Raw genomic sequence first — 14969 nt, 5'->3', positions numbered from 1 at the left:
ACGGGGTGGAAAACATGAACCAAGAAATGATCGTCGTCTTGGACTTTGGCAGTCAATATAACCAGCTGATTACCCGCCGCATCCGAGAGTTTGGCGTCTACAGCGAACTGCATCCGCACACGATCCGTGCTGAGGAAATCCGTGCGCTGAACGCCAAAGGAATCATTTTCTCGGGCGGTCCAAACAGTGTGTATGATGAACAAGCGTTTACATGCGACCCAGCGATTTTTGAGCTGGGGCTGCCGATTTTAGGGATTTGCTACGGGATGCAGCTCATGGCGCACCATTTAGGAGGTAAGGTGGAAAAAGCGACGCACCGTGAATACGGCAAAGCGCTCATCCAAGTGAAAAACGATTCTTTGCTTTTTCATGGTTTGCCGGACGAGCAAGTCGTTTGGATGAGCCACGGCGATTTGGTGACCGCTCCGCCGGCTGGTTTCGCTGTCGATGCGACGAGTCCTTCGTGCCCGATTGCGGCGATGAGCGACGAACGGCGAAAATGGTATGGAGTGCAATTCCATCCAGAAGTGCGCCACTCGGTATACGGCAATGATCTATTGAAGAAATTTGTCTTTGAGGTATGCGGCTGCCGGGGCGACTGGACGATGGAAAACTTTATTGATGAGCAGGTGCGCCGCATTCGCGAACAAGTGGGCGGAAAAAAAGTGCTGTGCGCCTTAAGCGGCGGAGTCGATTCGTCGGTCGCTGCCGTTTTGGTGCACCGCGCCATTGGCGATCAACTTACTTGTATTTTCGTCGATCATGGCCTTTTGCGCAAAGGTGAAGCCGAAAGCGTCATGAAGACGTTCCGTGAGCAGTTCCAAATGAATGTCATCAAAATTGATGCGAAAGACCGCTTTTTGGCGAAACTCAAAGGGGTTACGGACCCGGAACAAAAGCGGAAAATCATCGGCAACGAGTTTATTTACGTATTTGACGACGAGGCGGCCAAGCTTGAAGGCATCGAATTTTTAGTGCAAGGCACGCTCTATACCGACATTATCGAAAGCGGCACAGCGACGGCGCAAACGATCAAATCGCATCATAATGTCGGCGGTTTGCCGGAAGATATGAAATTCGAACTGATCGAACCGCTCAATACACTGTTTAAAGACGAAGTGCGTGCACTCGGCACGCAGCTGGGAATCCCAGACGAAATCGTCTGGCGTCAGCCGTTCCCGGGGCCAGGGCTTGGCATCCGTGTTCTTGGAGAAGTGACGGAAGAAAAATTGGAAATCGTTCGCGAATCAGACGCCATTTTGCGCGAAGAAGTGAAAAAGGCTGGGTTGGACCGTGAAATTTGGCAATACTTTACCGTCCTTCCCGACATTCGCAGCGTTGGGGTGATGGGAGATGCCCGCACGTACGATTATACGGTTGCCATCCGCGCGGTGACCTCGATCGACGGGATGACCGCCGATTGGGCGCGCATCCCGTGGGATGTGCTCGAGCGGATTTCAACGCGCATCGTCAATGAGGTGCCGCACGTCAACCGCGTCGTTTACGATATTACGAGCAAACCGCCGGCAACGATCGAGTGGGAATAAAAACGAACAAAAGACGAACATTTCCAAAGAAATGTTCGTCTTTTTTCTTGACAGGTCATCTTCAGGCTGATACAATAGCCGTGGAATCATGAATATTGTCGAATTCCGTCGTATAATCCCGGGAATATGGCCCGGGAGTTTCTACCAAGCTACCGTAAATAGCTTGACTACGAGGGATGCGGGATAGGAGAGTGCTTATTTGTCCTCTCTGTGTTCGTCATTCCTTCCTAGTCAACGCTTCTGGTAGCTGCTAGAAGCGTTTTTTATTTTATGTATAGGAGGGGGCAGACGTGAGAAAGTACTTCCAGTTTGATGAGCTCGGCACGAACTATCGGACGGAGATTATCGCCGGGCTGACGACGTTTTTGTCGATGGCGTACATTTTGTTCGTCAACCCATTTACCTTGTCGTTAGGGGCTGTGAAAGATTTTCCTGATGAACTGCGCATTGACCAAGGCGCCGTGTTTGTCGCCACGGCTTTGGCAGCGGCGTACGGATCGATTTTGATGGGAGTGTTGGCCCGCTATCCAATCGCCTTGGCGCCGGGGATGGGGCTGAACGCCTTTTTCGCCTTTACGGTTGTGCTGCACATGGGTATTCCGTGGCAAACAGCGCTGGCAGGAGTGTTTGTTTCCGGCATCATTTTTACGATTTTATCGCTCACCGGCATTCGTGAAAAAATTATCGATGCCATCCCGGTTGAACTGAAATATGCAGTCAGCGCCGGAATTGGGCTGTTCATCACGTTCATCGGCTTGCAAAACGCTGGAATTATTGTCGATAACAAAGCAACGCTGGTCGGATTAAGTTCGTTGAAAGACGGCAATACACTGTTGGCCATTTTTGGATTGTTTATTACTGTTGTTTTGATGGTAAGAAAAGTAAACGGCGGCGTCTTTTACGGCATGGTCATTACCGCGATTGTCGGCATGATTTTCGGTTTGATCAAAGTCCCGCATCAAATTGTCGGTGCGATTCCGGACATTTCGCCGACGTTCGGCGTCGCGATCAAACATTTGCCGGACATTTTCTCGTGGAAAATGCTCGGTGTTGTCTTAACGTTCTTTATTGTCGACTTTTTCGATGCGACCGGGACGCTCTTGGCTGTCGCCAACCAAGCCGGGTTGTTGAAAAACAATAAGCTGCCGCGCGCCGGCAAAGCGTTGCTCGTTGACGCAACGGCGGTCATGGTTGGGGCGGTGTTTGGAACATCGACCACGACGTCGTATATCGAATCGTCGGCCGGCGTCGCCGCTGGGGGGCGCTCCGGATTTTCCGCGGTCGTGACAGGGATTTTGTTCTTGCTGGCGTTGTTCTTCTCGCCGCTGTTAAGCGTCATTACCGCACCGGTCACCGCGCCAGCGCTCATCATCGTCGGGGTATTAATGGCCTCGTCGATCGGTGAAATTGACTGGAAGAAGTTCGAAGTCGCTGTACCGGCGTTTTTCACGCTCATCACGATGCCGCTTTCCTACAGCATCGCCACTGGGATTGCCGTCGGCTTCATCTTCTACCCGATCACGATGATTTTAAAAGGCCGCGGTAAAGATGTGCATCCGCTGTTGTATGTGCTGTTTGTCGTCTTTATCTGTTACTTCGTCTTTTTGCGGGAATAGAGAGGAATAGAGGACTGTTCCTAAGGCGGGTTTGTCGGTCTTGGGAACAGTCTTTTTTGTTTGCCAAGAGCGTATCGGGGACGACAGAGTGTTGAAGGTGATGTGCTATAATGGAAAAAATGATGAAAGGGGAATGAACGATGTTTATCCATCGCTTAGAGGAACATTCATGGCTAAAGTTGCTCACAATGGAAGATGCGGAATCGCTTTTTGTGTTGATTGATTCATGCCGTCCGCATTTGCGTCAATGGCTTCCTTGGGTGGATTCGACAAAAACGGCAGCGGATTCGAAGGCGTTTATCTTTCAAGGATTGCAGAAGTTTGCCGCCGGAAACGGCTTTGAGGCCGGGATTTGGCATAAAGGACAGCTGGCCGGTGTGATCGGGGTTCATCATATCGATCGCGCCAATCGAAAAACGAGCATCGGTTACTGGCTCGGAGAGCAGTTTCAAGGGTTAGGATTGATGACAAAGGCGTGTAAAGCGTGTATTGATTATTTATTCCATGAACAGCATTTGCATCGGGTCGAAATCCGCTGTGCAGTGGAAAATAAACGAAGCAGGGCCATTCCGGAACGATTAGGTTTTACGAACGAAGGGACGATCCGCGAGGCAGAATGGCTTTACGATCATTTCGTTGACCACGTTGTTTACGGAATGCTGGCGAGAGAGTGGAAACGTTAAGCGAATTAGAGGATGTCACAGAATGATCTGTTGTGACATCCTTCTTTTTGTTTATATAACATTATGTTTTAATTTTTGCGACACGATGGAAGGAAGATTCTATAAAAAGGCAGAATACTACAAGTAAAAAGACTCTTGGGGGAAGTGCGAAGATGAAAATTGAGGATATATATAATGACTTACCAACACTAGAAACTGAAAGACTTACCCTTCGAAAGTTTACCCAATCAAGTTAGAAATGAAGGCGTTGCCGTTAATTATAAGGGTCTTCACCATTTTCTGTGATTTCTACTCAATCCTAGAGACATGTTAGCTGGATGAAATAGGTTCATCAGTCAGGATCCTTCTTCCGCATACAGACCACGAAGTTGGTAGAATGGAAACAGTCAAGTGCTTTCCTTGACGGGTTCCATTCTACCAACTATCATACCGATAGCGGAAGAAGGGAGCGCTTAAGCAGCCTGACTGCCTGTAGTGTTCCCTGTACACTCCAGAAATACACGCAAACGAAACCGTTCTAGATTTCGATAGCCATATGCCCGGCGTTTGATGTTTTTGATCTTGTGATTCGTCCCCTCAATTCGGGCATTCGTATATGGGCACAAAAAGTAGGAAAGAATAGGCTCCTTCCACCTTTCAAGCGTGTTGGCTGCTTTCTGAAAAGAAGCAAAAGGGCTCTGTTTGGCTAACTTAATCCATTCTTCCAAGCGTTCCTTTGCTTCATGATATCCATCGGTTCGGTAAAAATCCCGAAACAACTCTTTCAGATAATAAGCAATGGAAAGTGCCGGATACTCCTCCAAGATATCGTCTAATCGAAGCCGTTGGTCCTTACGAAGCTTTTCACAGCCTTTCAAGAGAAGATATCGAGCCTTTTTCAATGGAGAAAATTCCTTTCTTGCTTGATCCAAGGCTTGTGTCACTTTTTGAACCACATGGTACTTATCGATGACAATCGAAGCAGATGGAAACAGGGCGCGAACCGCCTTATGATAAGGTTCCCACATGTCAAGAATCACCGTTTGGACCATTTCTTTCGACAGGATATTTTGGCTCAACAAGTTGATGGCGGAGTCACATTGGCGATCGGCATGCATTCCCATGACCGATCCGGCTCTGGCATCCATCAATACAGTTTCATACTGATGTCCCTTTTTTACAGCGATTTCATCTAAACTAAGCACCATTCCTTCTTGAGAAGATGCTTCTATCGCTGTTTGACGCTCTTTTGCTTTTTTCGATGCGATGGAGTAATAAATGCGTTCCAATGTTGTATATGGGATGCGGTGCTTTCGGCTAACCTCTTGAATGGTGGAGCCTTCGCAAAGTTCATACAAGTACTCACAAAATCGATTGGTGTAGTGTTGATTGGGTGGAATCGATTCCAAAGAGGTGGAAAACACTTGAGAACAATTCCAGCACCGATAGCGCTTTACCTTTATGAACAAGTACACCGGTTGATGGAAAATCGCCAAATCCCGTACTTTTCTTGTCCGTCTGTCGTGGACAGAGGAAGTGGCAAACCCACAATGAGGGCAACGTTCCTGTGTCTCTGTTTTCTCTACATGAATCGCATAACCATAGGAAAGAAGTTCTTGTTTAATCACTTTAAATTCTGGCAATCCTAGTGGTATAGAAAGCACTTACGAGACCTCCTTAATGTTTATTTCACCGCTAACATTATTGCCAGGATCTCGTCAGTGCTTTCTCTTTTTTGTCACTAAATCACAAAATTTGGTGATGAACCAATTATAATAAAGGATAAAACACATATGTTGTTTGTTTGGTGGTATATGTGGATTGCGGCGAATGTAGAGTGCAGGAAAAGGTATTGGATGGATAAAAATACCTATGATAAATGATTGACATTTAATTAACGATGATGTTATATTAATAAAGCCGCTTTGATGCGGTGAAAAAAATTAAAAAAACATATTGACAGGTTAAATTCAAAGTGATATATTATAAGAGTCGCTTTTAAAGAACAAAACAAATGTTCCTTGAAAACTGAACAAAACAAAGCGTCCACAACGAAAAGCGAAGGCGACTGACACGTTGCGGTGTCGGCGCTGAAGCTTGGAAATAAGCCAATCAACTTTCTTTGGAGAGTTTGATCCTGGCTCAGGACGAACGCTGGCGGCGTGCCTAATACATGCAAGTCGAGCGGACCGGATCGGAGCTTGCTCTGGTTGGGTCAGCGGCGGACGGGTGAGTAACACGTGGGCAACCTGCCCGCAAGACCGGGATAACTCCGGGAAACCGGAGCTAATACCGGATAACACCGAAGACCGCATGGTCTTGGGTTGAAAGGCGGCGCAAGCTGCCACTTGCGGATGGGCCCGCGGCGCATTAGCTAGTTGGTGAGGTAACGGCTCACCAAGGCGACGATGCGTAGCCGGCCTGAGAGGGTGACCGGCCACACTGGGACTGAGACACGGCCCAGACTCCTACGGGAGGCAGCAGTAGGGAATCTTCCGCAATGGGCGAAAGCCTGACGGAGCGACGCCGCGTGAGCGAAGAAGGCCTTCGGGTCGTAAAGCTCTGTTGTGAGGGACGAAGGAGCGCCGTTCGAAGAGGGCGGCGCGGTGACGGTACCTCACGAGGAAGCCCCGGCTAACTACGTGCCAGCAGCCGCGGTAATACGTAGGGGGCGAGCGTTGTCCGGAATTATTGGGCGTAAAGCGCGCGCAGGCGGTCCCTTAAGTCTGATGTGAAAGCCCACGGCTCAACCGTGGAGGGTCATTGGAAACTGGGGGACTTGAGTGCAGGAGAGGGGAGCGGAATTCCACGTGTAGCGGTGAAATGCGTAGAGATGTGGAGGAACACCAGTGGCGAAGGCGGCTCTCTGGCCTGCAACTGACGCTGAGGCGCGAAAGCGTGGGGAGCAAACAGGATTAGATACCCTGGTAGTCCACGCCGTAAACGATGAGTGCTAAGTGTTAGAGGGGTCACACCCTTTAGTGCTGCAGCTAACGCGATAAGCACTCCGCCTGGGGAGTACGGCCGCAAGGCTGAAACTCAAAGGAATTGACGGGGGCCCGCACAAGCGGTGGAGCATGTGGTTTAATTCGAAGCAACGCGAAGAACCTTACCAGGTCTTGACATCCCCTGACAACCCAAGAGATTGGGCGTTCCCCCTTCGGGGGGACAGGGTGACAGGTGGTGCATGGTTGTCGTCAGCTCGTGTCGTGAGATGTTGGGTTAAGTCCCGCAACGAGCGCAACCCTCGCCTCTAGTTGCCAGCATTCGGTTGGGCACTCTAGAGGGACTGCCGGCGACAAGTCGGAGGAAGGTGGGGATGACGTCAAATCATCATGCCCCTTATGACCTGGGCTACACACGTGCTACAATGGGCGGTACAAAGGGCTGCGAACCCGCGAGGGGGAGCGAATCCCAAAAAGCCGCTCTCAGTTCGGATTGCAGGCTGCAACTCGCCTGCATGAAGCCGGAATCGCTAGTAATCGCGGATCAGCATGCCGCGGTGAATACGTTCCCGGGCCTTGTACACACCGCCCGTCACACCACGAGAGCTTGCAACACCCGAAGTCGGTGAGGCAACCCGTTTCGGGAGCCAGCCGCCGAAGGTGGGGCAAGTGATTGGGGTGAAGTCGTAACAAGGTAGCCGTACCGGAAGGTGCGGCTGGATCACCTCCTTTCTAAGGATGATAAACGTGAATATAGTGGGCGCGGAGTTTTGTTCAGTTTTGAGGGAACGAGTCATGTTCTCTCAAATGTTTGGCGTCTGCGTCTACAAGCGGATTCGGAGAAGCCGAATTCCTCGACGCAAACCAGCGAAGAAGCGAATTCAAAGGAGCTACTTCGTTCCTTGAAAACTAGATAACCGGAAAAGCGGAGGCGAGCGTTTCGCCGCGACGGGCAAATGTTCTTCGTCTGCAGGGATTTCTAATCCCGAAGGCGAAGGTTATTTGACCCCGAGCGGCGGCGAGCCGAAGCTAGACAGGAAGAAGCCGAGACGCTTTAGGTTAAGCTGGAAAGGGCGCACGGTGGATGCCTTGGCACTAGGAGCCGATGAAGGACGGGGCAAACGCCGAAACGCTTCGGGGAGCTGTAAGCAAGCGTAGATCCGGAGATGTCCGAATGGGGGAACCCACTGTCCGTAATGGGGCAGTATCCATGCCTGAATCCATAGGGCATGGAGGGCACACCCGGGGAACTGAAACATCTTAGTACCCGGAGGAGAAGAAAGCAAATGCGATTCCCTGAGTAGCGGCGAGCGAAACGGGAACAGCCCAAACCAAGAGGCATGTCCTCTTGGGGTTGTAGGACCGCTCACGATGGGAGTGAGAAAGGAACGGGGTAGACGAACCGGTCTGGAACGGCCGGCCGGAGAAGGTGAGAGCCCTGTAGTCGAAACTTCGTTCCCTCCCGAGCGGATCCTGAGTACGGCGGGACACGGGGAATCCCGTCGGAAGCAGGGAGGACCATCTCCCAAGGCTAAATACTCCCTAGTGACCGATAGTGCACCAGTACCGTGAGGGAAAGGTGAAAAGCACCCCGGGAGGGGAGTGAAAGAGAACCTGAAACCGTGTGCCTACAAGTAGTCAGAGCCCGTTGATGGGTGATGGCGTGCCTTTTGTAGAATGAACCGGCGAGTGACGATGGCGTGCGAGGTTAAGCCGAAGAGGCGGAGCCGCAGCGAAAGCGAGTCTGAAGAGGGCGTCAAGTACGTCGTCGTCGACCCGAAACCAGGTGATCTACCCATGTCCAGGGTGAAGGCCGGGTAACACCGGCTGGAGGCCCGAACCCACGCACGTTGAAAAGTGCGGGGATGAGGTGTGGGTAGGGGTGAAATGCCAATCGAACTTGGAGATAGCTGGTTCTCCCCGAAATAGCTTTAGGGCTAGCCTCGGGTTTAAGAGTGTTGGAGGTAGAGCACTGATTGGGCTAGGGGCCCCAACCGGGTTACCGAACCCAGTCAAACTCCGAATGCCAACGACTTATGCCCGGGAGTCAGACTGCGAGTGATAAGATCCGTGGTCGAGAGGGGAACAGCCCAGACCGCCAGCTAAGGCCCCGAAGTGCACGTTCAGTGGAAAAGGATGTGGAGTTGCCAAGACAACCAGGATGTTGGCTTAGAAGCAGCCACCATTGAAAGAGTGCGTAATAGCTCACTGGTCGAGTGGCTCTGCGCCGAAAATGTACCGGGGCTAAACGTGCCGCCGAAGCTGCGGGATGACCGTTGGTCATCGGTAGGGGAGCGTTCTAAGGGCAGAGAAGCCAGACCGGAAGGACTGGTGGAGCGCTTAGAAGTGAGAATGCCGGTATGAGTAGCGAAAACAGAGGTGAGAATCCTCTGCGCCGAAAGCCTAAGGGTTCCTGAGGAAGGTTCGTCCGCTCAGGGTTAGTCGGGACCTAAGCCGAGGCCGAAAGGCGTAGGTGATGGACAACAGGTGGAGATTCCTGTACCACCTTCTTCCCGTTTGAGCGATGGGGGGACGCAGGAGGATAGGGCGAGCAGGCGGCTGGAAGAGCCTGTCCAAGCCGTGAGGCTGATCCGCAGGCAAATCCGCGGATCGCAAGGCCAAGCGGTGACGGCGACGGAGCATTCCGGAAGTCCCTGATTCCACACTGCCAAGAAAAGCCTCTAGCGAGGGAAGAGGTGCCCGTACCGCAAACCGACACAGGTAGGCGAGGAGAGAATCCTAAGGCGCGCGGGAGAACTCTCGTTAAGGAACTCGGCAAAATGACCCCGTAACTTCGGGAGAAGGGGTGCTCTTTCGGGTGAAGAGCCTGGAAGAGCCGCAGTGAAAAGGCCCAAGCGACTGTTTATCAAAAACACAGGTCTCTGCGAAGCCGAAAGGCGACGTATAGGGGCTGACACCTGCCCGGTGCTGGAAGGTTAAGGGGAGCGCTTAGCGGAAGCGAAGGTGCGAACCGAAGCCCCAGTAAACGGCGGCCGTAACTATAACGGTCCTAAGGTAGCGAAATTCCTTGTCGGGTAAGTTCCGACCCGCACGAAAGGTGTAACGACTTGGGCGCTGTCTCAACGAGAGACCCGGTGAAATTATACTACCTGTGAAGATGCAGGTTACCCGCGACAGGACGGAAAGACCCCGTGGAGCTTTACTGCAGCCTGATATGGAATTTTGGTATCGCTTGTACAGGATAGGTGGGAGCCTGGGAAGCCGGAGCGCCAGCTTCGGTGGAGGCGGCGGTGGGATACCACCCTGGCGGTATTGAAATTCTAACCCGCACCCCTTAGCGGGGTGGGAGACAGTGTCAGGCGGGCAGTTTGACTGGGGCGGTCGCCTCCCAAAAGGTAACGGGAGGCGCCCAAAGGTTCCCTCAGAATGGTTGGAAATCATTCGGAGAGTGCAAAGGCACAAGGGAGCTTGACTGCGAGACGGACAGGTCGAGCAGGGACGAAAGTCGGGCTTAGTGATCCGGTGGTTCCGCATGGAAGGGCCATCGCTCAACGGATAAAAGCTACCCCGGGGATAACAGGCTGATCTCCCCCAAGAGTCCACATCGACGGGGAGGTTTGGCACCTCGATGTCGGCTCATCGCATCCTGGGGCTGTAGTCGGTCCCAAGGGTTGGGCTGTTCGCCCATTAAAGCGGTACGCGAGCTGGGTTCAGAACGTCGTGAGACAGTTCGGTCCCTATCCGTCGCGGGCGGAGGAAATTTGAGAGGAGCTGTCCTTAGTACGAGAGGACCGGGATGGACGCACCGCTGGTGTACCAGTTGTCCCGCCAGGGGCACCGCTGGGTAGCTATGTGCGGACGGGATAAGCGCTGAAAGCATCTAAGCGTGAAGCCCCCCTCAAGATGAGATTTCCCACCGCGCAAAGCGGGTAAGATCCCTCGAAGATGACGAGGTCGATAGGTCCGAGGTGGAAGCGTGGCGACACGTGGAGCTGACGGATACTAATCGATCGAGGGCTTGACCTATGAGCGGCTTCTTCCGACGGTTATCTAGTTTTGAAGGAATGAATTTCCTTCTTGACATTGTTTATTTTTTAAGTATAATAAATGATGTCAAAATCAAAATGCTTGCCTAGTGGCTATGGCGGAGGGGAAACACCCGTTCCCATCCCGAACACGGAAGTTAAGCCCTCCAGCGCCGATGGTAGTTGGGGCCAGCGCCCCTGCAAGAGTAGGTCGCTGCTAGGCAGGCAAAAATGAGGGAGCTGCATAGTTCTCTCATTTTTTTGCCTATTTCCAATGAGTCATTTTGAATGACGCCATTTTTAATCCTCTCCCCCAAAATGTAAAGCGTGATCATCGTTTCCTAGACCCCCTTTTTCATAAAAGCGATAGGAAACGGAAATTCGCGTAAGGGTGTCCTGTACGGCATGGGACACCCTCTTTTTTTATTTTTTCGGAAAGGCAGGTATCTCCTTTTTTGCACTCGTGGGGAGATTATTCACTTTTTTTGATGACAATTTTCTTTTTCGGCTCGTCAGGGATAAGTCGATGCAGATGGATGAACAACAGGCCGTTATGGTATGTTGCTTCGATGCGGTCCTCTTTGACGGCGAACGGCAGTGGGATTGTTTTTTGGAATGGGCCTTGGAAAATGCCTTCTTCCACTAGCTCAAACCCCTTGAAGTTTAGATTAATGGTTGCTTTCACTTCCAACGTTTTGTATGATACATACACTTCTGCATCTTCGATTTTTTCGAGCCCTGGGAGGCTGATGACAACGAGCAGTTCGTTGTCTTTTTTGTAGATGTTCATACCGGATGATGGCTTGTTCGATGACGGCAGCAACGGCTGGATGCTTCCCCAAAAATCATTTTGGAAAAATTGCTGCCAATGTTTTGTCCAATCGGAAAACGGCGTAAACGGGTTTTCTTTGGCCATCGTGTCTCTCCTCCTCCGCTTATTCATCATATGCCGCCTTCTTCGTTTGGTGATTCAAAAAACACGAACATTTACATTGATGAAATACTAAATGTTCGATTTTTTTCCTTGACATGCCGAAAAAAAACCTGCTACTATAAAGGTAACTTCATAGTGTATGAGAAGATCCCTCATATAATTTTGGGAATATGGCCCAAAAGTTTCTACCCAATAACCGTAAATTATTGGACTATGAGGGAAAGGATCGGTTTTGGCTTTTTTTCGATCAGCAACTGTCAAAGCCCAGAACGATGCTTTCCCTCGTTTACGGACGGGAATGCATGTTCTGGGTTTTGTTGTGCTAGCAAAAGGAGTGAAACGGTATGAGCCCGCTCGTTGGGGTGATCATGGGAAGCCATTCGGATTGGGAAACGATGAAACATGCTTGCGCCATTTTGGAGGAATTGGGCGTTCCGTTTGAGAAAAAAGTCGTATCGGCGCACCGGACGCCGGATGAGATGTTTCGGTATGCGGAAACGGCGGAGGAGCGGGGCATTCGGGTGATCATTGCCGGAGCTGGGGGGGCGGCTCACTTGCCGGGAATGATCGCGGCGAAAACGACGCTGCCGGTGATTGGGGTGCCGGTGCAGTCAAAAGCATTGAATGGACTTGACTCGTTATTGTCGATTGTGCAAATGCCAGGCGGGGTGCCGGTAGCGACGGTGGCGATCGGCAAGGCGGGGGCGACCAACGCTGGACTGCTCGCCGCATCGATTCTTGGGTTGCTTGAGCCGCGCTATATGGAGGCGCTCAAAGCGCGGCGGGAAGCCATTCGAAAACAAATCGTAGAAAGCAGTGATCAACTTGACTAAGCGGCGGATCGTTCCTGGGCAGACGATCGGCATCATCGGCGGCGGGCAGCTCGGGCGGATGATGGCTTTGGCGGCGCGTGAGATGGGCTTTCGCATTGCCGTGCTCGATCCAACGCCTGATTCCCCGTGCGGGCAAGTGGCTGATATCGAAATGACGGCGGCGTATCATGATTTGGACGCTATGGCGGAACTTTCGCGCGTGAGCGATGTCATCACGTATGAATTTGAAAACATCGATGCGCGGGCGCTTGAATGGCTTGAGGCAAACGCCTATGTCCCGCAAGGAAGCCGGCTGCTTGCTGTAACGCAAGACCGGGCGCTGGAGAAAGCGGCGATCGTTGATGCCGGCTTGCCGGTGGCGCCCTATGTCGAAGTGAATGGAGCGGAGGAGCTTGAACAGGCCGTTCAGACGATCGGGTTCCCGTGCGTCTTGAAAACGCGGCGCGGCGGCTACGACGGCAAAGGGCAATATGTGCTGCGCGGCGAAAGCGATCTAGCCAAAGCGGCTGATTTGCTTCGGCTTGGCCCATGCATTTTGGAAGGCTGGGTGCCGTTTGTGAAGGAAATGTCGGTCATTGTCGCCCGCAACCTCGATGGTGAGACGGCTGTTTTTCCAGTGGCGGAAAATATTCATATCGAGAATATTTTGCATCAAACGATCGTTCCGGCCCGAATTCCGGAAAGCGTGCAAGAGCGGGCCATTCGCTACGCGGAAGTGTTGGCCGCATCGTTTTCGCTCGTTGGGACGCTGGCGGTGGAAATGTTTTTGACTGCGGACGGGGATATTTATATTAATGAGCTGGCCCCTAGACCGCACAACTCCGGACATTATACAATCAATGCATGCGCGACGTCGCAGTTTGCCCAGCACATCCGCGCCGTCTGCAACTGGCCGCTCGGATCGACCGAATTGTTGAAGCCGGCGGTGATGGTCAATATTTTAGGCGAGCACGTCGAGCCGGTCATTCGGCATATCGGTTCGTTCGACGGGGCGGTTTACGTCCATCTGTACGGCAAACACGAAGCGAAGCCGAAGCGGAAAATGGGGCATGTGACGGTGCTGGCAGACGATGTCGAGGGGGCGCTGGCGCGAATCGAATCGTGGCAAATTTGGCATGATCGGAGGCTGGAACGAGGATGATTGAACGTTACACAAGACCGGAAATGGGAGCGATTTGGACCGAGGAAAACCGCTTTAAGGCATGGCTTGAGGTGGAATTGCTCGCGTGCGAGGCGTGGGCTGAGCTTGGCGTCATCCCAAAAGAAGATGTCCGCCGCCTGCGTGAAAACGCGTCGTTTGACGTCAACCGCATTAAAGAAATTGAAGAAGAAACGCGCCATGATGTCGTCGCCTTCACCCGCGCCGTTTCTGAGACGCTTGGGGAAGAACGGAAATGGGTGCATTATGGTCTCACCTCGACCGATGTCGTCGATACGGCGTTAGGTTACCTGTTGAAACAGGCGAACGCGATTTTGCGGCGCGATTTGGAAAACTTCATTCAAGTGCTGAAAGAGAAAGCGCGCGAACATAAATACACGGTCATGATGGGGCGCACGCACGGCGTTCATGCCGAACCGACGACGTTCGGGCTGAAGCTGGCGCTTTGGTATGCGGAGATGGTGCGGAATTTGGAGCGGTTTGAACAAGCAGCCAAGATGGTGGAAGTAGGGAAAATTTCCGGCGCAGTCGGCACGTACGCCAACGTGGATCCGTTTGTGGAGCAGTATGTGTGTGAAAAGCTCGGCTTGACGCCGGCGCCGATTTCGACGCAGACGCTGCAGCGCGACCGCCATGCCTACTATATGGCGACGCTGGCCTTAATTGCGACATCGATTGAAAAATTCGCCGTCGAGATTCGCGGCTTGCAAAAAAGCGAAGTGCGCGAAGTCGAAGAGTTTTTCGCCAAAGGACAAAAAGGCTCATCAGCGATGCCGCATAAGCGCAATCCGATCGGTTCGGAAAACATGACCGGCATGGCGCGCGTCATTCGCGGCTATATGGTGACGGCGTACGAAAACGTGCCGCTTTGGCATGAACGCGACATTTCCCATTCGTCGGCGGAACGCATCATTTTGCCGGATGCGACGATTGCGTTGAACTATATGTTGAACCGATTCGCTACTATCGTGAAACATTTGCTTGTGTACCCGGAAAACATGAAAAAAAATATGGAGCGCACGTTCGGGCTCATTTATTCGCAGCGCGTCTTGCTCGCCTTGATCGACAAGGGGATGACGCGCGAGGAGGCGTACGATTTGGTGCAGCCGAAAGCGATGGAAGCGTGGGAGAGACAAGTGCCGTTCCGCTCGCTTCTTGAAGCAGATGAGCGGATCATGAGCCGGCTGACGAAAGAGGAGCTCGATGATTGCTTTGATTATCGCCATCATTTGAAACATGTCGATACGATTTTTGCCCGCTTAGGGTTGGAGTGAGCGGCTGCCGGCT

Annotated in this window: 8 protein-coding genes, 3 rRNA genes and 2 riboswitches; of the genes, 9 read left to right on the top strand and 2 right to left on the bottom strand. The window is 52.1% G+C overall.

The features are described from left to right. Positions 1 to 14 precede the first annotated feature (14 nt). The 3 genes from guaA (at position 15) to LG52_RS14385 (ending at position 3846) form a co-directional block, all read left to right on the top strand. Entirely contained in the window at positions 15 to 1547 is a 1533-nt protein-coding gene (gene guaA, locus LG52_RS14395; RefSeq protein ID WP_044732458.1) for a glutamine-hydrolyzing GMP synthase, read from the top strand. An 88-nt stretch (positions 1548 to 1635) separates the two neighbouring features. Continuing rightward, positions 1636 to 1737: riboswitch (purine riboswitch) on the top strand. Positions 1738 to 1837: 100 nt separating this feature from the next. After that, positions 1838 to 3163 carry an NCS2 family permease gene (locus tag LG52_RS14390; RefSeq protein WP_011229764.1) on the top strand — a complete coding sequence of 442 codons (1326 nt, stop codon included), beginning with the start codon at positions 1838 to 1840 and terminating at the stop codon, positions 3161 to 3163. Positions 3164 to 3303: 140 nt separating this feature from the next. Then, positions 3304 to 3846 (top strand): GNAT family N-acetyltransferase, encoded by a 543-nt coding sequence (locus LG52_RS14385; RefSeq protein WP_044732457.1) that lies wholly within the window; start codon positions 3304 to 3306, stop codon positions 3844 to 3846. 452 nt (positions 3847 to 4298) lie between these two features. On the opposite strand, the gene LG52_RS14380 is transcribed toward LG52_RS14385, so the two are convergent. Beyond that, a complete protein-coding gene (locus LG52_RS14380) occupies positions 4299 to 5489 on the bottom strand; it encodes an ISL3 family transposase (RefSeq protein WP_044732456.1) in 1191 nt (396 codons plus the stop codon). Between the two features lie 455 nt (positions 5490 to 5944). On the opposite strand from LG52_RS14380, the gene LG52_RS14375 reads away from it, so the two are divergent. From LG52_RS14375 to rrf, 3 genes are all read left to right on the top strand, one after another. Continuing rightward, a 16S ribosomal RNA gene (locus LG52_RS14375) occupies positions 5945 to 7502 on the top strand. A 325-nt stretch (positions 7503 to 7827) separates the two neighbouring features. After that, a 23S ribosomal RNA gene (locus LG52_RS14370) occupies positions 7828 to 10757 on the top strand. A gap of 105 nt (positions 10758 to 10862) precedes the next feature. Further along, positions 10863 to 10979, top strand: a 5S ribosomal RNA gene (rrf, locus tag LG52_RS14365). The 16S, 23S and 5S rRNA genes sit together here, the layout of an rRNA operon. A 249-nt stretch (positions 10980 to 11228) precedes the next feature. Here rrf and LG52_RS14360 read toward each other — a convergent pair. Next, positions 11229 to 11672: an Hsp20/alpha crystallin family protein gene (locus tag LG52_RS14360; protein WP_044732455.1), complete on the bottom strand. Its 444-nt coding sequence runs from the start codon at positions 11670 to 11672 to the stop codon at positions 11229 to 11231. Between the two features lie 150 nt (positions 11673 to 11822). Then, positions 11823 to 11924: riboswitch (purine riboswitch) on the top strand. 110 nt (positions 11925 to 12034) lie between these two features. Between LG52_RS14360 and purE the strand changes: the two genes are divergently transcribed. From purE to purB, 3 genes are read left to right on the top strand one after another with little or no spacing between them, the layout of a single operon-like run. Continuing rightward, positions 12035 to 12523, top strand: coding sequence for a 5-(carboxyamino)imidazole ribonucleotide mutase (gene purE / locus LG52_RS14355; RefSeq protein ID WP_044732454.1), 489 nt, complete (start codon positions 12035 to 12037; stop codon positions 12521 to 12523). Then, positions 12516 to 13664 (top strand): 5-(carboxyamino)imidazole ribonucleotide synthase, encoded by a 1149-nt coding sequence (purK, locus tag LG52_RS14350; RefSeq protein ID WP_044732453.1) that lies wholly within the window; start codon positions 12516 to 12518, stop codon positions 13662 to 13664. Before purE ends, purK begins: the two co-directional genes overlap by 8 nt. Beyond that, a complete protein-coding gene (gene purB / locus LG52_RS14345; protein WP_044732452.1) occupies positions 13661 to 14956 on the top strand; it encodes an adenylosuccinate lyase in 1296 nt (431 codons plus the stop codon). Before purK ends, purB begins: the two co-directional genes overlap by 4 nt. Positions 14957 to 14969: the final 13 nt, after the last annotated feature.

This window comes from Geobacillus kaustophilus (assembly GCF_000948285.1).
Taxonomy (GTDB): domain Bacteria; phylum Bacillota; class Bacilli; order Bacillales; family Anoxybacillaceae; genus Geobacillus; species Geobacillus thermoleovorans_A.
The sequence above is the reverse complement of the archived record's forward strand: the minus strand, read 5'-3'. Positions and strand labels throughout refer to the sequence as shown.